Here is a 19,560-nt window from a genome sequence, read left to right on the forward strand (position 1 = left end):
ACCACGAAGGTGCACACTATGGCCGACGGGCGTGGCCGGTCGCTTGCCACGCGGATCACGCCCGGTCAGGCTGCCGACACCCGGCAGCTGATCGCCCTGCTGGATCACGTCTCGGTGGCCCGGCCGGGTGGGGTTGGCCGGCCGCGGAAACGGCCGGACTCGGTGACAGCGGACAAGGCGTACTCGTCCAGGGCGAACCGGGCGGCGTTGCGGGCCCGCGGGATTGTGGCCGTGATCCCGCAGCCGAAAGACCAGATCGCCAACCGGGCAAGGAAAGGATCACGTGGTGGACGGCCACCAGCGTTCGACCCGATCCGGTACAAGGACCGCAACCAGGTCGAACGCGGGTTCGGCCGCCGCAAGCAGTGGCGCGGCCTGGCGACCCGGTACGACAAGCTCTTGACGAGCTACCAGGCCACAGTGGACCTCGTCGAAACCCTCGACTGGCTCCGCGCCGTACCCGACCACACCCCATGATCCGCTAGTCACGGCCTAGTCAGCGCAGGTCGGCCAGGGCCGCGGCGGCGTGGTCGGACCAGTGGGTGTGGCCGAGCTCGACGAAGCGGTCGTGTGCGGTCTTCAGCAGCGTGCGGGCCTCGTCCACCCGGCCCTCGGCCGCGCGGAGGCGGCCCAGCTCGAGGCGGGCCCGGGCGGCGCCGGTCTCGTCGCCGTGGCGGGTGAAGATGGTCAGCGCGTCGGTGAACCGGTCCGCCGCGGCCGGGGTGCGGACGGCGGCGCAGTCGAGGCGGCCGAGGTCGAGGGAGAGGTACGCGACGCCGGTCTCGTCCCGGAGCTGCTGGGCGTCGCGCAGGCTGCGGCGGAAGCAGGACAGGGCTTCGTCGTGGCGGGCGTGGGACTCGTACCACATGCCGAGGCGGCGTTCCATCATCGCGGCCTGCCGGATCGCGCCCAGGTCGCGGAGGCGGTCGCGGCAGTCACGGTAGGCGGCGGCCACCGCGGGGCTGTCGGGGTCCTGTTCGTGGTCCCAGCGGACGAGCTTGCCCTCGGCGTTGACGGCCATGTACTCGTCGCCCGACTCGCGGGCGGCGGCGATCGCGGCGCGGAACAGGCGGCGCACGTCGTCGCCGTTGTGGCGCCACTCCGCGATCTCGGCCATGGCGAACAGGGCGATCGAGCGGCCCATGGCGTGACCGGCGGCGTCGAAGATCTCGAAGGCCGCGAGGGCGTCGGCCTCGTCGACGGTCCCGCCCTCCGACGCCACCCGCTGGGCCAGGGAGACCAGCATGCACGCCTCGCCGATGCGGGACCCGGCGCGGCGGGCGGCGGCCAGGCCGGTCTCGGTGGTCTCCTGCCACAGCCGCCAGTGGCCGCGGGTCTCGAGGTAGTTGCGCAGCACCCAGGCCAGGCGCCAGCAGTGCTCGTCGAGGCCGAGCGCGTGCGCCTGGTGCACGGCCGCGGCCAGCGCGTCGGCCTCCGCGTCCAGCCAGCCGAGCGGGTCGCCCGCCGGTTCGGCCAGTGCGCTCAGGCCCCAGGCGCGGTCGGGGCGGTCGCCGCTGAACGAGCACACCGCGGCCAGAGCCAGGGACAGCCAGCCGTCCATGACCCGGGTCGCGGCGGCCCGGACGTCGGCCGGGTCCTCCTCCTCGGTGCAGCGTTCGGCGGCGAAGAGCCGGACCAGGTCGTGCAGCTGGAACGCGGCCCCGCCGGCGCTCTGCAGGAGCTGCGCGTCGCTCAGCTCGTCGAGCACCGGGTCGGCCCGCACCGCGTCGCCGTCGAGGACCGCCGCGACCGTCCACGCCGGGAACGGCCGGGTGGTCAGCGAACCCAGGCGGCGCAGGGCGGAGCGGGCTGCGGTACCGAGGCCGCGGTAGGAGACGAGCAGGCTCGCGGCGACCCCACCGTCCGAAGTGGACAGGGCGGCGAGGCGGCGGCGCTCGTCGGCCAGGCGCTGCGAGTAGGTGGCCAGGGGCAGCTCGACGCGGCCGGCCAGGCGGGCGCCGGCCACGCACAGAGCCAAGGGCAGGCCGCCGCAGTACCGGATGACGTCGCCCGTCGCCACCGGCTCGGCCTGCGTGCGGACGGCCCCGACGAGCTCGTCGAGCAGCGCGCGGCTGGGCCCCGGGCCGAGCAGGCCCAGCGACAGGTGCTCGGCCTCGGTCAGGCCGAGCAGGCGCGGGCGGCTCGTGACCAGCACGGCCGAGCCGATGCCGGGGCTCAGCGCGCGGACCGTCGCCGCGTCCTGCGCGTCGTCGAGCACCAGAAGCACCCGGCGGGCCGCGAGCCGGGCCCGGTACAGGGCCTCGCGCTCCCCCGGCCCGGCCGGGACGGCGGCCGGCGGCACACCCAGCGCGATGAGGACGGACGCGTGCGCCTCCCACGGCCCGTCGAGGCCGCTGAGGCGGACGTGGACCTGCCCACCGGGGAAGCGCGACCGTACCGAATGCGCCACCGACAACACCAGAGCACTCTTGCCGATGCCGGCCGCGCCGCTCACCGCGAGAATCCGGGTCGCCTCCCCGCCGATGCGGGCCAGCAGCCACGCGATCTCGTCGTCGCGGCCGACGAGCGGGCGCGGCGGTGGCGGCAGCAGGCACGGCCCCGGCGGCTCGGCCGCGCCGGCGTCGTCCACCAGGATGCTCTGCTGCCGGTCGCGCAGCTGCGGCCCCGGCTCGATGCCCAGGTCCTCGACGAGGCGGCGGTGGCCGTCGCGGTAGACGGCCAGGGCCTCGGCCCGGCGGCCGGCCCGGTGCAGGGCGGTCATGAGCTGCGCGCGGAGACGTTCGGCGTAGGGGTGCTCGGCGACCAGCGCGGTCAGCTCCGGCAGCGGGTCGCCACCGACGGCGAGCTCGGCGTCGAAGCGTTCCGCCAGCACGGCCAATCGGAGTTCGGCGAGGCGGGCGGCCTCCACGGCCATCGGCGGGGTGTCGAGGTCGGCCAGGGCCGGGCCACGCCACAGGGCGGCGGCGGCGCGGTACAGGGCCACGGCATCCTCGAGGCGGCCGTCGGCCACGGCCCGGCGGGCGTCGGCGGACCGGGCGCTGAACACACCGAGGTCGATCTCGTCGTCGGCGGCGGCGAGGAGGTACCCGGAGGCGACGGTCTGCACGGTGTCCTCACCGAGGACGGTGCGCAGCCGGTGGACGGTGCTGTGGACCTGCTGGCGGGCGGTGGCGGGGGCGGTTTCCCAGGTGGCGTCGACGAGCTCGGCCAGGCTGACGGGGCGGCGGGGGCGCAGGAGCAGGACGGTGAGCATCGCCCGTTCCCGCCGGCCGCGGGGGCGCCAGACCTGTGGGTCCGGACCGATTTCCAAAGGGCCCAGCATCCGGTACCGCACGCGACTCCCTCCGAATCTGCCCGTCGACTCGCCTGCGTCTGCGTCGACGCGGTCGGCGCCGGTTGCGCGGTAGGTACTTCGTAGGCCGACGATAGCGGCCGATGTCATGGTGCCTCGTCGGCCGTGGTGGCCTCCACGGCGGCCGGGTGCCGCCGACGGGGGGAGGCCACTGCGGCGGAGACGCCTATCGGAACAGCGTCACGATGTCGTCGTAGGCGGTGACGACGATGCCGGCGACCAGCCCCGCCGCCCCGGCGACGACGGCTCCGGGGATGGCGATCGCGCCCGCACCGGCCCCGACGGCCGCGGCGGCGGCGAGCCCGGTGAGGGCGATCACGATGAGTATCAGATTGCGCACGATGTGTCCCCTGCCGAGCGGCGTCGCCGAGGCCCCGAAGCACCGGCACGGCGCCCGGTTGCCGCCGCGCAGGCTGATCGCGATGGCCGCCGCGAAGACGGCGAGGAGCCCGGCCGCCAGCACGAACCCGGCGACGGCGGCCCACCGCCACGGCAGCACGAGCAGGAGGACCACCGCGCCCTCGGTCACGACCGAGGCGAGCGCGGCCGGCCGGGCGACCCGGGCCGGCAGCACACGCATCCGCGCGATCGAGTCGGCGAACGCCGCGTACGCCCGGCCGCCCGTCACCTTCCCGAACAGCGCCACCGCGAACACCGTGGCCAGCAGTAGCCGGGCCGCTACTTCGAGATACCCCATAGCGTCCTCCCCGTGATCGATGCCAGCCTATCCTCAGGCGATGGATCTGAACGCGTTCGCCCGGGAGTTGCTCGACGAGAACCGATACGTGGTCCTCGGCACCGCGGACGAGCACGGCGAACCGTGGGTGTCGCCGGTGTTCTACGCGCTGGACGGGTACCGAAGCGTGCTCTGGCTCTCCCGCCCGGACACGCGGCACTCGCGCAACCTGGCCGTCCGCCCGCAGGTGAGCCTGGTCGTGTATGACTCGACGGTGCCGGTCGGCGGCGCGAAGGCGGTGTACATGTCGGCCCGGGCCTCCATCGACCCGGACGGCCTGGATGCGTTCAACCGCGGCTGCTTCACCAAGGGCGCCGAGCCGTTCCCACCGGAGAAGATCGCGGACGGCGGCCCGTTCCGCCTGTATCGCGCGACCGTCCGGGAGCACTGGGTCCTCGACCCGACCGCCCCCCGCGACGAACGGGCGCCCGTCACGCCCTGACCGGCAGCGCTTGACAAGCGGAGTTTGTTTGTGTGTACTCACTTACATGCGCAGCACCGCCGAGCACCGCCGAACCGTCCTGGTCGACCGGGCCGTCACCGTGTTCGCCCGCAACGGGTACCACGCGACGCCGGTCACCGCGGTCGCGGCGGCGGCCGGCATCTCGGAGGCGTACGCGCTGCGGCTGTTCACCAACAAGCTCGGCCTGTTCCTCGCGGCCATCGACGCCTGCTACGACCGCATCCTCGCCACCCTGGAAGCCGCCGCCGAGACCGCGCCCGACCGGAGCCCGGAGCGGCTCCTCGAGCACCTCGGCGACGCCTACGCCCGGCTGATCTCGGACAAGAGCCTGCTCATGCTGCAGGTGCAGGCCCAGAGCGGTACGGACATCCCGGAGGTCAAGGCCGCCGTGCAGGCCGGCTACAAGCGCCTGGTCGCGTTCCTGCGCTCCATCGGGGCCGGCGACGCGCACATCCAGCAGTTCATCGCGCTGGGCCAGCTGTGCCATCTCATCGTGACCGCGGGGCTCGACGACGTCGACGAGTCCTGGGCGCGGGCGCTGACGTCCGGCATGACGCACGTGCGCTGACGCGCCCCGTTTTTCTGTCCATTTTTGTGAGTCAGTGCACACATACTTACTTCAGGAGGTCCCCGTGAACGCCACCGAAATCGTCCTGCCGGGCATCGTCGAGCCCGCCGGCCTGCTGGTCCGCGACCGCGAGCTCCCCGCCCCCGGCCCCGGGCAGGCCCTGGTCCGGCTCGAGGCCAGCGGGGTCTCGTTCGCCGAGCAGCAGATGCGCCGCGGCAAGTACTACGACCAGCCGCCGTTCCCGTTCGTCCCCGGCTACGACCTGGTCGGGCGGGTCGAGCAGGTCGGCGCCGGCGTCGATGGGGCGCTCGCCGGGGCCCGGGTCGCGGCGGTCACGAAGACCGGCGGCTGGGCCACCGCGGTGCTCGTCGACGCCGGCCACCTGGTGCCGGTGCCGGACGGCGTCGACCCCGCCGAGGCCGAGACGGTCGTGGTCAACGGCGTCACCGCGTGGCAGATGCTGCACCGCATCGCCCGGGTCGGCCGGGGCGGCACGATCCTGGTCCTCGGGGCCAACGGCGGCGTCGGGTCCACGCTGACCCAGCTGGCTCGCTCCGCCGGGATCCGGGTCGTCGGCACAGCGTCACCACGCCATCACGACACGCTGCGGGCACTCGGGGCCGAGCCGATCGACTACAAGGATCCGCAGGTGTACCGGCTCGCCCGCGACCTGGCCCCCGACGGCTACGACGCTGTCTTCGACCACGTCGGCGGGCCCGGCATCGTGGAGTCCTGGCGGCTCGTGCGGCGGGGCGGGGCACTGGTCTCATACGGCACGGCCGCCACCAGGGACGCCACCGGCAGCTCCCGACTCCCCATCTACGGCCTGTTCGCCCGCCTCCTCGCGTGGAACCTGGCTCCGAACGGCCGCCGCGCCCACTTCTACAACCTCTGGGCCGGCCACCGCCGCCGGACCGCGTTCCAGGCGAAGCTGCGCGCCGACCTCACCAAGGTGTTCGCGCTGCTCGCCGACGGCACCCTGACCCCGCAGGTCGCCGCCCGCATCCCGCTGCGCGAGGCCGCCGAAGCCGTGCGCCTGGCCGAGTCCGGCACCGTCGCCGGCAAGGTCGTGCTCGTCCCCTGAGCATCGGGCACGCGCGTCGGCGCCCTGGTCGCCCGGCGCCGGGCGACCAGGGCGGATGAATATCACCGCTCGTTCTGATCATGCCGTCGCCGCCGGTGCCGATCGACTGGGGTGGAGGGTGGTGCGATGAAGCTGGCGAACCGGACCAGAGGGCGGTCGCTGCGGGCCCGCGTGTACCTCGTCGTCGCCGTCTGTGCCGTCCCGGCCGCGCTCGGCAGCGCCATCGCGCTCGTCGGGCTGGGGCAGACGCACGGGAGCGTGATCGAGCTGCACTCGCATTCGGTGCGGCCGCTCGCCGCGCTCGGCGACCTGCGCGACATGGAAGGCGACACCCGGGTCCAGGTGTGGCAGTACCTCGCGGCCGCGCCGGGCGACCGCTCGGCCCTGCGCGGCGAGATCGCCGACACCGACCGCACGGCCGACGACGACATCGCCGCGTATCTGCGCACGCATGACAGCGCCGGCGACGGCCGCGAGGAGCTCATGCACGACTTCGCCGGCCGGCTGCACGACTGGCGCACCGTCCGCGACCAGCAGGTCATCGCCGCCGCCGACGCGGGCCGGACGGCGGAGGCGTACGCGGCGGCCAACGGGGCCCTCGCCGACGCCAACGAGGCGATGGCCGACCCGCTGGACAAGCTGTTCGAGTCGGAGGTCGCCGCCGCGGAGACCCGGGTGGCGCAGTCCAACCGGGAGTTCACCCGCGTCCGCTACGCCGTCCCCGCGATCATCCTCGTCGGGCTGGCCCTCGCCGTCGCCGTCGCGCTGCTGCTCCTGCGGGCCGTGATCGGCTCGGCCCGGCGGATCAGCGACCTGCTCGCCGCCGCCGACCGCGGCCGCCGCATCGGCGCCAACCGCGACACGAGCGAGATCGGCGACCTCGGCCGGCAGCTCGACTCGATGCTGGACGCGCTGCACGCCCAGGAGGACAGCCTGCAGCGCGAGCGGGCGGCGAAGGAGGCCCAGCTGGTGCGCAACACGGTGCGGCAGCGGCTGGCCGAGCAGAGCACCCGCCGCCGCGCCGGCGACATCGTCCAGCAGACCGGCGGCGCCGTCGTGACCGAGCTGCAGGCCGTCCTGGACCGGGCGGGCACGGTCCTCGAGGGAGCCAACGCGATCGAGCGGGAGGCGGCGTCGGCCGACGAGGAGACCCGTACGGTCGTGGCGCGGGCCGCCACCGCGGACACCGTCGTCGGCGCGGTCAACACGAGCCTCGGCCAGGTCGACGGCATCGCCACACTCATCGCCGCCATCGCCGGGCAGACCAACCTGCTCGCGCTCAACGCCACCATCGAGGCGGCCCGGGCCGGGGCGGCCGGCCGCGGCTTCAGTGTCGTGGCCGGCGAGGTGAAGGCCCTGGCGGCCAAGACGAAGGACTCCACCGACCAGATCGCCACGACCGTCGAGGCGCTCGGCACGGACGCGTCGGCCATGGCGTCGGTGATCGCCGACATGAGCGCCGGCGTGGTCCGCATCGGGGATGCCACCGCCCAGCTCACCGGCGTTTCGGCCCGCCAGCGGGAGGCCGTGCACCAGCTCGTCGACGGGGTGCGGGAGGCGGTCGGGCGGATCGAGGCGCTGTCGCAGGTGACCGAGCGCCTCGAGCGCCGCCGGCACGATCGCGTCACCGTCGAGGACCGGGTGACGGTGCGGTCCGGCGCCGACGAGCACGCGGTCAACATGCTCGACCTGAGCGTCAGCGGCGTGCGGTGCACGACCGGGCCGGGCTGGCACCCGCGGCCCGGGGACGATCTGGAAATCACGATGCGGCTCGGCGACCGGCCGCTCACGGTGCGGGGCCGCGTGGTCCGGCTGATCGACGGCGACGAGGGCGAGGAGGCCGGCATCGAGTTCGCCGGGCTCAGCGCCGTCGCCGCGGGCACCATCGAGGCGTTCCTGGACGACCTGATCGGCGGGGGCCCACCGGCGCCCGCCGTGACGCCCGGCGCCGGCGGCTGAGCGGTCCGGTCAGGCCGCGCGCAGGTGCACGATCGTCGTGGTCAGCGGGGCCGGTGGCGGGCCGGACAGCCCGACGTCGGCCAGGCTCGCGCCGCTGACCGGGCCCGGCGGGGGCGTGTAGTCCGGGCGCCGGCCGGGATCGATCCGTGTGACCAGATAGCGGCGATCGGGCGCCAGGCCGGGAATGAGGAACGCCGGGGGTTCGTGGTCGAGGTCGTCCAGCTGCACATACGCGAAGACGGCGGCCGACCGGTCGGGCGCGACGATGCCGTGGACCCAGGCGCCCGGCTCGGCCAGGTCCAGGCGGATCAGCCGTCCACTGTGGAGCAGAGCGCGATGCTCCTTGTACACCTGAATCCAGCGCTCCAGGGCGGCGAGGTCGGCGTCGGTGGCGGTGGTGATGTCCCACTCGATGCCGAAGTGGCCGAACAGGGCGGTACCGCAGCGGAAGTCCAACGGCAGGCGGCGGCCGGTCTGGTGGGAGCGCGGGCCGCTCACGTGCGCGCCCAGATACTCCGGCGGGACCAGTTGGGCGGTCCACCGCTGGATCGACTGCCGGGCCAGGGCGTCGTTCTGGTCCGACGTCCACACCCGGGAAACGAGCGAGAGCACCGCCAGGTCGATGCGGCCGCCGCCGGACGCGCAGCTCTCCCACTCCACGGCCGGGAACCGGGTCCGCAGCGTCGACAGCAGCCGGTAGAACGCGGCGGTCTGGGCGTGCACGGCGGGGCGGCCGGCGGCGGTGGCGGAGCCGCCCTCGATGACGTCGCGGTTGTGGTCCCATTTCACGCTGTCGATGTCGTACTTGGCCAGGACCGCGGTCATCTGGCCCAGCACGTGCGCGAACGCGGCCGGCTGGGTCAGGTCCAGGATGTGCTGGTTGCGCTCCTCGGGCGGGATGCGGCCGCCGCTGGCGAGAATCCAGTCGGGGTGGGCGCGATACAGGTCGGAGTCGGCGTTGACCATCTCCGGTTCGAACCACAGCCCGAACTGCAGGCCGAGCGCGTGCACGTGCTCGACGATCGGGGCCAGGCCGTCGGGCCAGACGTCCGGCGACTCCAGCCAGTCACCGAGTCCGGCCGCATCGTGGCGGCGGCCACCGAACCAGCCGTCGTCGAGCACGTACCGTTCGACGCCGATCCGGGCGGCGAGGTCGGCGAGTTCGCGCAGCCGGCCGAGGTCGTGGTCGAAGAACACCGCCTCCCACACGTTGAGCGTCACCGGCCGGTCACTGTGCGGGTGCGCGGGCGTGGCGCGCAGGAACGCGTGGAACCGTGCGGCGAGCCCGTCAAGACCGTCCCGGGCGGCACCGGCGTAGACCCACGGCGTTGCGTAGGACTCCCCCGGACCGAGCGTCACCTCGCCCGGCAGGAGCAGTTCACCGCCGCCGAGCGTGGTGATCGTCGGGCTGATCCGCCCGAGCGGCGTGCGTTCGAGGCGGTGCCGGTGATTGCCGCTCCACGCGACGTGCACGCCCCACACTTCTCCAGAGCCAAAAGCGATTCCGGGGGTACCGCATGTGAGGACGGTCGCCGCGTCGAACCCGGTCTTGCCGCGCCGGTTCTCGCGCAGCCACAGTCCGTCACCGATCCGATGCCGCTGCGGCACCCGTTCGCGGGCCCACCGCCCGGTGAAGTCGAGTGCTTCGGTGACCCGATCGGGCACCGGCAGTACCACTTCCAGGGCTTCGAGAAAATAGGGGGTCGTCCCGGTGTTGGTGATCGTGTGCCGGATGCGCAGGAGGCCACCGGCGACCCGTTCGATCTCCGTCACCAGTCCCAGGGCCGCCACCGGGTCGTGCGCGTGCATGCGGGCGCCGTGCTCGTCGATCGCGACGTCGAGGGGCATGAACCGGGTCGACCACGCGCCCGGCTCCGTGCCGCCGCGGTGACCGGCGAGGCCCGGGCGGCCGTACCAGATGGTGGAGGCCTCCGGGAGCAGGCTGACGCCGTGGCCACCGAGGGTGACGATGTCCTCCGCGTTCGTGTCCGGGGTGACGACGCCGCACCACACGGCGGTCGGCAGCCGGTCGGGGTGGTCGAGCAGGACCAGGCCGGTCTCGCCCGGCGCGCCGATGAGATGCGCGGCCGGGGTCATTTGATCGCGCCGCGGGTGACGCCGGAGATGACCCACCGCTGGGCGAAGACATACACGATCAGCAATGGCGCCATCGCCATGAGATAGCTGGCGAACGCGACCGGGTAGTCGGTCTGGAACTGGCTCTGGAACACGTACTGCACCAGCGGGAGGGTCGCCGAACGCGGGTCGGACAGGATGACCAGCGGCAGCAGGAAGTCGTTCCAGGCCCACAGGCAGGTGAGGATACCGACGGTCGCGTTCATGGGGCTGAGCAGCGGGAAGATGACCCGCCAGAAGATGCCCCAGGTCGACGCGCCGTCGATGGCGGCCGCCTCCTCCAGGCCGCGCGGGATGCTGTTGATGTACGCCGTGAAGATGAAGATGTTGAATGCGAGCCCGTACACGACGTACAGCAGGATCAGCCCGACCCGGTTGTCCAGGTGCAGGATCGCGGTCTCCTTGGCGACCGGCAGCATGATGATCGGGAACGGGACGAACAGCGCGGAGACGAAGTAGAAGTACAGCGTCTTGAACAGTTTCCGGTGCATGTTGCGGGCGATGGCGTAGGCGACCATCGAGTTGGTGAGCAGGGTCAGCACGACGGCACCGACGGTGATGACGGCGCTGTTGAACGCGGCGACCGGGAAGTCGGTGAGCCGCCAGGCGGTCGCGAAGTTGTCCCAGTGCGGGGTGCCGGGCAGGCCGAAGCCGGTGCCGGTGAGCTGGTCGGGGGTCTTCAGCGCGGTGACGACGGCGAAGTACAGCGGAATCGCGATCGTCAGCGCGAACACGATGAGCAGCGCGGTGAGCCACCAGTTCACGGTGCTGCGGCGGCGTTTCACACCGAACGTGGTCACTCGGTCACCTCCCGGCGGCGCAGGACGTTGAGCTGGACGATGGAGAACCCGACGATGACGATGAAGAAGACGACCGAGTTGGCGCTCTGGTAGCCGTATTCGCCGCCCTGGAAGCCGCCCTTGTAGATGAGCAGCGCCACCGATTCGGTGTCGGTGCCGGGGCCGCCGCCGGTGAGCGCGACGATGTGGTCGAAGATCTGCAGGAACCCTTTGAGCGACAGCACCATGTTGATGGTGAAGAAGCCGGCGATCATCGGGAACGTGATGCTGCGGAACTGCCGCCAGGCCGAGGCACCGTCCACTCTGGACGCCTCGAGGACCTCGGCCGGCACCGTCTGCAGCCCGGCGATGTAGATGATGATGTTGAACGCGGCGGCCTGCCACACCGCGAGGATGACGATCCCGATCCAGGCCGTGCTCGCCTTCGTCAGCAGCGAGGTGGAGAGCGCGTCGATGCCGAGCTGCTCGCCGAGCGCGGGCAGCGAGTTGGAGAACAGGTAGTTGAAAATGTAGCCGACGACGAGGATGGCCAGCACGTTCGGGATGAAGTACACCCCGCGCAATGTCGTTTTGAATTTGATCCGGCCGTTGAGCCCGACCGCGACCGCCAGGGACACGATATTGACCGCGATCGTCGCCACGATGGCGATGAGGAACGTGAACCAGTAGGCGTGCAGCACCCGCGGGTCGGTGAACAGCGCGATGTAGTTGCGCAGGCCGACGAGCTTCGACGGTCCGTAGCCGGGCGAGTCGGTGAAGCTGTAGTAGACGCCCTGGATGACCGGGATCGTGTGGAAGACGAAGAACAGCACGAACGCCGGCAGCACCATGACGTAGTAGGCGACCGGGAACAGCTTGCGACCGCGCGGCTTCGGCGGGTCATCCCGGCGGTCGATGCGCGGCTCGTCGCGCAGGGTATCCGTGGCCCGCACCGCACTCTTCTCGGTCGTCATGACTGCACCGCCCCGAGGGCCCAGGTCCGGCGTTTGGCGACCTTGTCCCAGCTGCTGTCCAGGCCGTCGAGGAATGTGCGTTCGTCGCCGGTCAGCAGGAACGACTGCAGCAGCGGCGCGAGGGGAATGGCCGGGATGAACTGGTGGTCGGTGAAGCCCACGATCCGGCCGTTCTGAATATATTCGCGAATGCCGGTGAGCGCGGGATCGTCGTTCGTCAGGCCGGTGCGGGCGGGGATGGCGACCTGGGCCGCGCAGTAGTCCTGCATGATCTTCTCTCCCATGAGGAAGTCGATGAACTTGCCTACCTCCTGCGGGTGGGGACCGTTGCGCGCGGCCGTGATAACCACGTCGACGCCGGAGACGAGGGTGGTCCGGGCCGGATCGTCGGTGGCCGGCAACGCCATGCTGCCGACGGTGAACGTGGGCTTGCCCTTGCGGATCTGCGGCACGGCGTAGGAGCCGAGGAGCAGCATCGCGGACTCGCCGCGGGCGAATGCGGCGGTGCCGTCCTCATAGCCTTTCGACAGAGGATCCGGCTGGGTGTACTGGTACAGCTGCGCCAGTTCATCAGCGGTGCTCTTCCAGCCGGCCGCGAACGTCGTGCGGTTCTGGAAGCGCTGCTGGAAGAAGTCGGCCGGCTGCAGCTGGGCCGACAGCGGCGCGAGCGGCGACTGCGCGGTCCAGGCGTCGGCGAGCATCCCGTAGAACGGCGTGACACCGGCCGCCTTGAACGTCTTCGCGGCCGCGATGAGCTCCGCGAATGTTTTCGGCACGGCGACGCCGAATTTCGCGAACAGCTCTTCGTTGTACAGCAGCCCGCTGGCGTTGGCGGCGAAGGGCACCCCGTTGACCTCGCCCTTCGAGCCGGCCCCGAGATTGCCGATGACCCGCAGATAGGCCGGGTTGACGCCGGCCAGGACGGGGTCGTCGCGGAAGTCCTTGAAGATCTTCGCGGTCGCGAACTCGCCGAACGTGCCGTTGGCGTTGAGCGTGAGCACGTCCGGGACGTCGTTCTTCACGAGCCGGGTGCGCAGCGCCGTCTCGGGGTCGGCGGGGTTGTCGACGATGACGCGGATGCTGGGGTTCGCGCGCTCGAACTGCGCGGCGAGGTCCTGGAAGTACTGCTGAGCCTCGCCTTTGAACTGGAAGAACGTGATGGTGGTGCGCGCGTCGCGGGCACAGGCCGACAGCATCGCCGCGGCGAGCAGCAGCAGGACGGCACCGGTGGACATCGATCGGCTCGACATAGCGACCCCTCAATCGACTTTTTTCCATCCTGGTTGAAAGTAACCTCGTAACATCGACGAAACAAGAGGCCTTTGTAATCTGGCCTCGTGGCCCTCGAACCAGCAGGCCTGTCCGCCGGCGAACTGGCGGTCACCCGGCACCTGCTCACGCACGGCCCCGCCTCGCGCGGGCACCTCGGCGACACGCTGCGGCTCTCCGTCGCCTCGATGTCCCGGCTGGCCCGCTCCCTGGTCGCGGGCGGCATCCTCGTGGAGGACCTGGAGCCGCAGCCGGGCATCGGCCGGCCCCGCCAGATCCTGTCGGTCCTGCCCGGGGCCCGGCACGTGGTCGGCTGCAAGCTGACCGGCGACACCGCCTACGGCGTCGTCTGCGACATCTACGGCGAGGTCAAGGCCTCCGCCCGGGCGGCACTGCCGGCCGGCACCCCGGTCGCCGGCACGGTCAAGGTCATCGCCCAGCTCGCGAACCGCCTCGCCCGCCGGGTCCCGTCCGTCGACGGCGTCGGCGTGTCCCTCGGCGGCATCGTCACCGGCCGTTCCGTGGTCCGCGAGGGCACGTTCCTGGGCTGGCACGACGTCGACCTCGGCGCGGCCCTGCGGGAGCGCCTGGGCGGCCCCGTGGTGGTGACCAACGACGTCACCGCCCTGGCCCGGGCCGAGCTCTGGTTCGGGGCGGGGCGCGGCCACAGTACCTTCGGCCTCCTCACCATCGGCGCCGGTCTCGGCTTCGGCGTCGTCCGCGAGGGCGTCGTCGTGGAGTCCCTGGTCGACAACGGCCACCTCCTCGCGCACGCCCCCGTCACCGGCACCGGCCCCCGCTGCGGCCTCGGCCACCGCGGCTGCGTCGCCGCCTACCTCAACCGCGACGACCTCGAACGGCACGCCGGCCGGGGCTTCGAGGACCTCGTCGCCGCCCGGGCGGCCGGCGACCAGGCGGCGACGGCGGTCCTGGACGCCGCCGCCCGCGCCCTCGGCCACACGGTGGCCACCTTCGCCGGCGCCCTGCAGACCACCCGGATCGTCCTGGCCGGCGAGGACGTCGCGGCCGTCGCCGACTCCCCCGCCCTGGCCGCGACCGTCGACGAGCGGCTGCGCCCCGGACCCGACGAGGCCCAGCGCTGCCGCCTGGAGATCACCACCGCGCCGCTGACCTTCGCCGACTGGGCCAGGGGCGCGGCGGTCGTCGGCATCCAGAACGTCCTCGGCGCCCTCTGACGGCCGCCGCCCCCGGCGATCGGTGCGACGCCGAGGTGCGGCTTCGTCATCCGCCCGGGCCACGCCCGCGGCTCGAGGGCCGCCGTTGCTCCGGCCACGCCTCGGCCAGCTTCGTGAGCAGGTCGCTGGCGGTGAAGGGTTTCTCGATGAAGACGATGTCGTCGTCCAGGATGTGCGTCGTACCGAGAAGGCCGTTGCTGTACCCCGACATGTACGCCACCGGGAGGTCCGGGTGTTCGGCCTGCAGCAGCGCGGCCAGGTGCGTGCCCAGCATCTCGGGCATGATGACATCGGTGAGCACGATGTCGGCACCGTACTGGCCGAACAGGTCGAGCGCCTCGGCGCCGTTGGCGGCGGTGCGGACGTGATACCCACCACCGGTGAGGATTCGGGCCACGACTCGCCGCAGCGGCGCCTCGTCCTCGACAACGAGCACCGTGCGGCCCTGCCCCGGGGGCGACGCCGTGCGCTGTGCCGGTGTGATGGTGTCCGAGCGCTCGGTGCTGCCGACGACCGGCAGGTAGATGCGGAACGTGGTGCCGATGCCGGGCTCGGAGTACAGGTTGATCCCGCCGCCGGCCTCGGTGACGACACCGTAGACGGTGGCCAGGCCCAGGCCGGTGCCTTTGCCGCGCGGTTTGGTGGTGTAGAAGGGTTCGAAGATGTGCGCGGCGACCTCGGGGGGAATGCCGTGGCCGGTGTCGCTGACGACCAGCCGGGCGTAGGCGCCGGCCGGTAGCGCGGGCTGCATGGCGAGCTCATCGCCGTCGAGGCTGGTCATACCCGCTTCCAGCACGATGGTGCCGCCGTCGGGCATGGCGTCGCGGGCGTTGATGGTGAGGTTCAGCAGCACCTGCTGGAGCTGGCCGGGGTCGATGTGCACGGTCAGCGTCTCCGGGCTCGGCCGGGCGATGAGGGTGATGTGCTCGCCGATGGTGCGTCCGAGGATGTCGCGGATCTCGATGACGGCGCCGTTGAGGTCGACGTGCTGCGGTTGGATCGCGTCGCCGCGGGTGAAGGTGAGCAACTGCCGGGTCAGGTTGGTGGCCCGGTCGGTGGCCGCGCGGACCTGCCACAGGTCGGCCTGCACCTCGGTCTGGCCGGCGGTCTGTTCGAGCGCGAAGTCGGTGTAGTTGGCGATGACGGCCAGCAGATTGTTGAAGTCGTGGGCGACGCCACCGGCGAGCTTGCCGAGGCTTTCCATCCGCTGTGCCTGATGCGTGCGCTCGGTGATGGCATGATGCCGCTCGGCGGCCTCCCGGGCCGCGGTGACGTCGCGGGCGGTGACGGAGATGCCGATGACCGCTCCGGCGGGGTCGGTGATGGCCGTGATGCTGAACGACACGTCGACCGGGGTGCCGTCCTTGCGCAGCCGCTGGGCCTCGTAACTGATGCTGCGCTCGCCATGGCGGATGCGGTCCAGGGTGTCGCGCTGGTGCCGGCCGCCGGGGTCGTCGGCGAGCATCGCCCCGGGCCGGCCGATCACCTCATCGGCCACATAGCCGAAAATGCGTTCGGCACCGTGATTCCAGGCCGTGATGACGCCTTCCGGGTTCAGGCCGATGATCGCGTCGTCGCTGTGCTGCACGACGGTGGCCAGCGTGGCCCGATGGGCCTCAGCGGCGTCGCGGGCCGCCCGCTCCCGGGCGCCGGCCTCGTCGAGGACCTGTTTGCCGGTCGGGTCGAGGTAGATCGCGCCGCGGCTGAGCAGCACGCCGTACGCGCGCCGCAGCGTCCAGTAGTAGACCCCGACGGCCGCGGTGAGCACATCCCACCCGGCCGACAACATCGACGGACCGGCCATGACCATGCCCGGATGACCGGCATCGGCGGTCTGGGCGGCGGCGCGCAGCGCCATCAGCGCGTGCAGACCATGCCGACCGAGCAGCTGAAGAAGATCATCGCCGTCGCCGTGGCCAGCTTGTTCGTCCGCAGCTGCCCGGCCCGCGCGACCGGCACGACGATGGCCACGGTGATCGCCGCGTACGCGGTCATGATCACCGAGTTGGCCAGAATATGCATCTGCTCCGGCACATCACCGGATTCGGCAGCGTCGCGGCCCGCTTGAGGGAAACCGGTCCGCCGAGCACGACCGCGACCCGCGCGGCACCCACATCGCGGCGGCGTCCGATCGGGTTCAGCCGGGACCGCGCACGGTGTTGGCGTACTCCGACCAGCCGGCACCGAGCAGGCTCAGCTTCTCCTGTGCGCTCAACGGGTTGCCGGCCGCGCAGCTGACGCAGGACCGGGGCCGACACCGCCCGAGCCGCAGGTCAGTGTGCTCCAATTCGCCCGCACAACCGTCACGGCCGAGGCCGAGGATACCAAGCCCGCGGCGCCGGTACCGGCACAATGGTCGCGTGGCGACGGTTCGCTGGGTGCTGCGCCGGAGCGCTGTGGCGGCGCTGCACGTCACGGTGTGGCTGGCGCTGCTGCTGGTCGCGCCGGCCGTCGGACCGCGGTGGCTGCTCCTCCTGGGCGCGGTGTATGCGCTGGTCACGTGCCTGATACTGGTCGAGATCGCCGACGGGGACGGCGGCCGCCGGGGTGTCGTCCGGGGCGTCCTGGCCATGCTCGCCAGCGGCGCGCTCGGCCTGGGCTTCCCGAGCTGGTACGTGCAGCAGCACGGCACCGACACCCCCGCGGTCGTCACCGCCCACCGGTGCCTCGACACCGACCGCACCCGGTGCGGCCCGCAGTACCGCGTGACGGCGGCCGCCTCCGAGCGCGATCTGGGCTGGACCGTATGCACCTCCGGGCACCTGGACGACGGCGCGCTGGTCATGGTCCGCACCGACCCGCTCCACCGGCTCCCGGCGGTGATGCAGGGCTGCGGCGCTCCTACCATGCCATCGGTGATCATCGCCGTCAGCGCCGCGATCGGCGGGCTGACGCTGACCCTCACGTCGTTCAACGTCCGGCGACGCCCCGCACGCCCCTCGTGAGATCGTCGCACCGGCGCGGCGCGGGCGCCGGCCACAGCGGTGACGGCGCCCGCCCGTGGAGCCTACGCGCGGCGGCGCCGGGTGCCGGCCAGCACCAGCGTGCCGCCGCCGGTCGTGGCGGCCACGCCGATGAGCAGCAGCATCAGCGTGTTGGTCCCGGTGACGGGCAGGGAGCCGCCGGCGGCCGGGCCGCGGACGGTCACCGCCAGCTTCATCGCCCGCGGTGCGCCGTTGGGGTCGACACCGGAGGCGATCACCTGGTGCTGGCCCGCGGTCAGGGCGGCCGGGAGGGTGACCGCCTGGCTGAAGCTGCCCGCGCCGTCGGTGACCGTCGTGCCCAGCGTGACCGGCGACGAGTAGACGACGATCGACGCGGTCGAGTAGGGGGCGAAGCCGGTGCCGATGACGGTGATCCGCTGGGCCGGCGCGGCCGTGGTGATGGCGCCCTTGTCGGTGGTCAGGGTCAGGGTGGTCGACGGGGGCTGGGCCGGTGGTATCGGCGCGGCCGGTGTGGCCTGGTTCGACGGACCGGCCGCGACCGAGTCGCCGTAGTCGTTGAGGCTGGTGACGGTGTAGGTGTAGGTCGTCCCGGCGGTACCGCCGAGCACGCACGTGGTGGCCGTGGTGGTGCAGGTCGCCGGGCCGGGCGTCGCCACCACACGGTAGCCGGTGATGTTGGTCGTGGTCGTGGGCGCGGCCCAGGTCACCGTCACCGACGAGACGCCCGCGGCCGCGGTCACCGCCGTGGGGGGCTCGGTCGCCGGGTCCACCGTGAAGCTGCGGCTGACCGTCGGCGCGGCCCCGTAGGTCGCGTCGCCGGGCTGGTCGGCGGCGATGGTGCAGGTGCCCGCCGAAACCAGGGTCACCGTCGTCCCGCTGACCGTGCAGACGGCCGGCGTCGAGCTGGTGAAGGCCACGGTCAGGCCGGAGCTGGCGGTACCCCCGACGCTGATTGTGCCTTTGGACAGCGACCACTCCTGGGGCTGTTCGAAGGTGATGGACTGAGCCAGGCCGACGACCGCCAGCGAGAGCGTCCCGCAGGCGGTTTCCTGCTGGCCGCACGGCGTGCTCAGACTCACCTTGATGTTGTCGTGGGTGGTGGCCACGGTGTTGGGCATCGCATAGGTGGCCGACGTCGTCGACGTGACCGCGATGGACAGGTCACAGGTCGACGTTCCGGTCATCGACCCGCCCGTCCACGTGATCGCGCCGTCCGCCGCGGTGAGCGTGCCGCCGCAGGTGTTGGCGGGCGTACCGCTCGCGACGGTCAGGCCGGCGGGGAGCGCCAGGGTGAGGTTCATCCCGGTCGAGACGCCGGTCGGGTTGGCGTCGGTGCGGGCGAGGTGCAGGCCGAGCGTCGACGTGCCGCCCGAGTTGATCTGGTCCGGGGTGAACGAGCCGGTCAGCGTGGGCGTCGAGTTGACCGTGAGGGTCTGGTCGGTGACCCCGTTGGTCATGCCGCCGCCGGTGAGGCCGGTGAACGAGCTGCTGTGGAAGGTGTACTGGCCGGAGGCGGTAGGTGTGACGAACACGGTGTAGCGGCAGAACGTGTAGTTGGAGTTGATCTGCCAGTTCGTCATCGTCACCGACGTCGCGCCGATCGCGATGTTGTTGGCGCCGCTGCAGGCCGCGCTGGTGCGATACACCGTGCCGTTGGAGAAGGTCAGGCCGGTGGGCAGGGTGAACGTGTAGCCGAGGCCGGACAGTACCGATCCGGTGGTGGACCGGTCGATGCTGATCTCGACGGCGACCGCGGTGCCGATATCCACTGTGGACACCCCCCAGGCCGCGGTCAGTGCGACGCCGGCGGTTTCGGCGTGCGCGGGCGGCGTCGTGCTCGGCGCGTTGACCGTCCGCGTTCCGTCCGTTTCCGTGTGCGCGGCCTTGTTCGCCGGGTTGGCGGCGTGCGCCGCGCGACTGGCGGGCCGCGGCGGCGGATCGTGCGGGGCGCGGGCGGGGCCGTGCGTCCGCTGGTGACGATGATGATGCTGCTGCTGATGCTGATCCGCGGCGAACGCGGCCTGTGGTGCCGCTGCGATGCCGCCGACGACGGCGACCGCGACGACAGCCACCGCCCGCCAGGACCTGACGTTCAGGCGTTCCAAGTTCTCCACCCCCGTGGCCGGCGCCGGCCGAGC

Annotated in this window: 16 protein-coding genes; 8 read left to right on the forward strand and 8 right to left on the reverse strand. The window is 72.3% G+C overall.

From position 1 onward, the window contains the following. Nucleotides 1-477: IS5 family transposase (locus ACIA8L_RS31765; protein ID WP_395910275.1), on the forward strand; the 477-nt coding region annotated here is incomplete at its 5' end. A 19-nt stretch (nucleotides 478-496) separates the two neighbouring features. Here ACIA8L_RS31765 and ACIA8L_RS31770 read toward each other — a convergent pair. Continuing rightward, nucleotides 497-3,271 (reverse strand): BTAD domain-containing putative transcriptional regulator, encoded by a 2,775-nt coding sequence (locus ACIA8L_RS31770; protein WP_395910276.1) that lies wholly within the window; start codon nucleotides 3,269-3,271, stop codon nucleotides 497-499. Between the two features lie 208 nt (nucleotides 3,272-3,479). Then, nucleotides 3,480-4,010: a MauE/DoxX family redox-associated membrane protein gene (locus tag ACIA8L_RS31775; protein WP_395910277.1), complete on the reverse strand. Its 531-nt coding sequence runs from the start codon at nucleotides 4,008-4,010 to the stop codon at nucleotides 3,480-3,482. A 40-nt stretch (nucleotides 4,011-4,050) separates the two neighbouring features. Between ACIA8L_RS31775 and ACIA8L_RS31780 the strand changes: the two genes are divergently transcribed. From ACIA8L_RS31780 to ACIA8L_RS31795, 4 genes are all read left to right on the forward strand, one after another. Then, nucleotides 4,051-4,491 carry a pyridoxamine 5'-phosphate oxidase family protein gene (locus ACIA8L_RS31780; RefSeq protein ID WP_395910278.1) on the forward strand — a complete coding sequence of 147 codons (441 nt, stop codon included), beginning with the start codon at nucleotides 4,051-4,053 and terminating at the stop codon, nucleotides 4,489-4,491. A 46-nt stretch (nucleotides 4,492-4,537) separates the two neighbouring features. Then, nucleotides 4,538-5,080 (forward strand): TetR/AcrR family transcriptional regulator, encoded by a 543-nt coding sequence (locus ACIA8L_RS31785; RefSeq protein ID WP_395910279.1) that lies wholly within the window; start codon nucleotides 4,538-4,540, stop codon nucleotides 5,078-5,080. A gap of 64 nt (nucleotides 5,081-5,144) precedes the next feature. Then, the gene (locus ACIA8L_RS31790) at nucleotides 5,145-6,164 is read left to right on the forward strand and encodes a medium chain dehydrogenase/reductase family protein (RefSeq protein ID WP_395910280.1); all 1,020 of its coding nucleotides are present in this window, start codon (nucleotides 5,145-5,147) and stop codon (nucleotides 6,162-6,164) included. 126 nt (nucleotides 6,165-6,290) lie between these two features. Further along, the gene (locus ACIA8L_RS31795) at nucleotides 6,291-8,123 is read left to right on the forward strand and encodes a methyl-accepting chemotaxis protein (protein ID WP_395910281.1); all 1,833 of its coding nucleotides are present in this window, start codon (nucleotides 6,291-6,293) and stop codon (nucleotides 8,121-8,123) included. A 9-nt stretch (nucleotides 8,124-8,132) separates the two neighbouring features. Here ACIA8L_RS31795 and ACIA8L_RS31800 read toward each other — a convergent pair whose 3' ends face one another. Genes ACIA8L_RS31800 through ACIA8L_RS31815 form a run of 4 tightly spaced genes read right to left on the reverse strand, consistent with a single transcriptional unit; the run spans nucleotide 8,133 to nucleotide 13,262 of the window. After that, on the reverse strand, nucleotides 8,133-10,220 hold the full coding sequence (locus tag ACIA8L_RS31800; RefSeq protein ID WP_395910282.1) for an alpha-galactosidase: 2,088 nt from the start codon (nucleotides 10,218-10,220) through the stop codon (nucleotides 8,133-8,135). Further along, a complete protein-coding gene (locus ACIA8L_RS31805; RefSeq protein WP_395910283.1) occupies nucleotides 10,217-11,059 on the reverse strand; it encodes a carbohydrate ABC transporter permease in 843 nt (280 codons plus the stop codon). The genes ACIA8L_RS31800 and ACIA8L_RS31805 overlap by 4 nt, the downstream gene beginning before the upstream one ends. Beyond that, on the reverse strand, nucleotides 11,056-12,012 hold the full coding sequence (locus ACIA8L_RS31810; protein ID WP_395910284.1) for a carbohydrate ABC transporter permease: 957 nt from the start codon (nucleotides 12,010-12,012) through the stop codon (nucleotides 11,056-11,058). Before ACIA8L_RS31810 ends, ACIA8L_RS31805 begins: the two co-directional genes overlap by 4 nt. Then, a complete protein-coding gene (locus ACIA8L_RS31815) occupies nucleotides 12,009-13,262 on the reverse strand; it encodes an ABC transporter substrate-binding protein (protein WP_395910285.1) in 1,254 nt (417 codons plus the stop codon). Before ACIA8L_RS31815 ends, ACIA8L_RS31810 begins: the two co-directional genes overlap by 4 nt. Before the next feature lie 87 nt (nucleotides 13,263-13,349). On the opposite strand from ACIA8L_RS31815, the gene ACIA8L_RS31820 reads away from it, so the two are divergent. Then, entirely contained in the window at nucleotides 13,350-14,477 is a 1,128-nt protein-coding gene (locus tag ACIA8L_RS31820) for an ROK family protein (RefSeq protein ID WP_395910286.1), read from the forward strand. A gap of 46 nt (nucleotides 14,478-14,523) precedes the next feature. Here the strand turns inward: ACIA8L_RS31820 and ACIA8L_RS31825 are convergent, their stop codons facing one another. Beyond that, nucleotides 14,524-16,287 carry an ATP-binding protein gene (locus tag ACIA8L_RS31825; RefSeq protein WP_395910287.1) on the reverse strand — a complete coding sequence of 588 codons (1,764 nt, stop codon included), beginning with the start codon at nucleotides 16,285-16,287 and terminating at the stop codon, nucleotides 14,524-14,526. Nucleotides 16,288-16,293: 6 nt separating this feature from the next. Here ACIA8L_RS31825 and ACIA8L_RS31830 point away from each other — a divergent pair, with 6 nt between their 5' ends. Continuing rightward, entirely contained in the window at nucleotides 16,294-16,545 is a 252-nt protein-coding gene (locus tag ACIA8L_RS31830) for a hypothetical protein (protein ID WP_395910288.1), read from the forward strand. 292 nt (nucleotides 16,546-16,837) lie between these two features. Next, nucleotides 16,838-17,422: a hypothetical protein gene (locus ACIA8L_RS31835; RefSeq protein WP_395910289.1), complete on the forward strand. Its 585-nt coding sequence runs from the start codon at nucleotides 16,838-16,840 to the stop codon at nucleotides 17,420-17,422. A 62-nt stretch (nucleotides 17,423-17,484) separates the two neighbouring features. On the opposite strand, the gene ACIA8L_RS31840 is transcribed toward ACIA8L_RS31835, so the two are convergent. Further along, a complete protein-coding gene (locus ACIA8L_RS31840) occupies nucleotides 17,485-19,527 on the reverse strand; it encodes a fibronectin type III domain-containing protein (protein WP_395910290.1) in 2,043 nt (680 codons plus the stop codon). Nucleotides 19,528-19,560: the final 33 nt, after the last annotated feature.

It is taken from the genome of Dactylosporangium sp. NPDC051541 (assembly GCF_044454505.1).
Taxonomy (GTDB): domain Bacteria; phylum Actinomycetota; class Actinomycetes; order Mycobacteriales; family Micromonosporaceae; genus Dactylosporangium.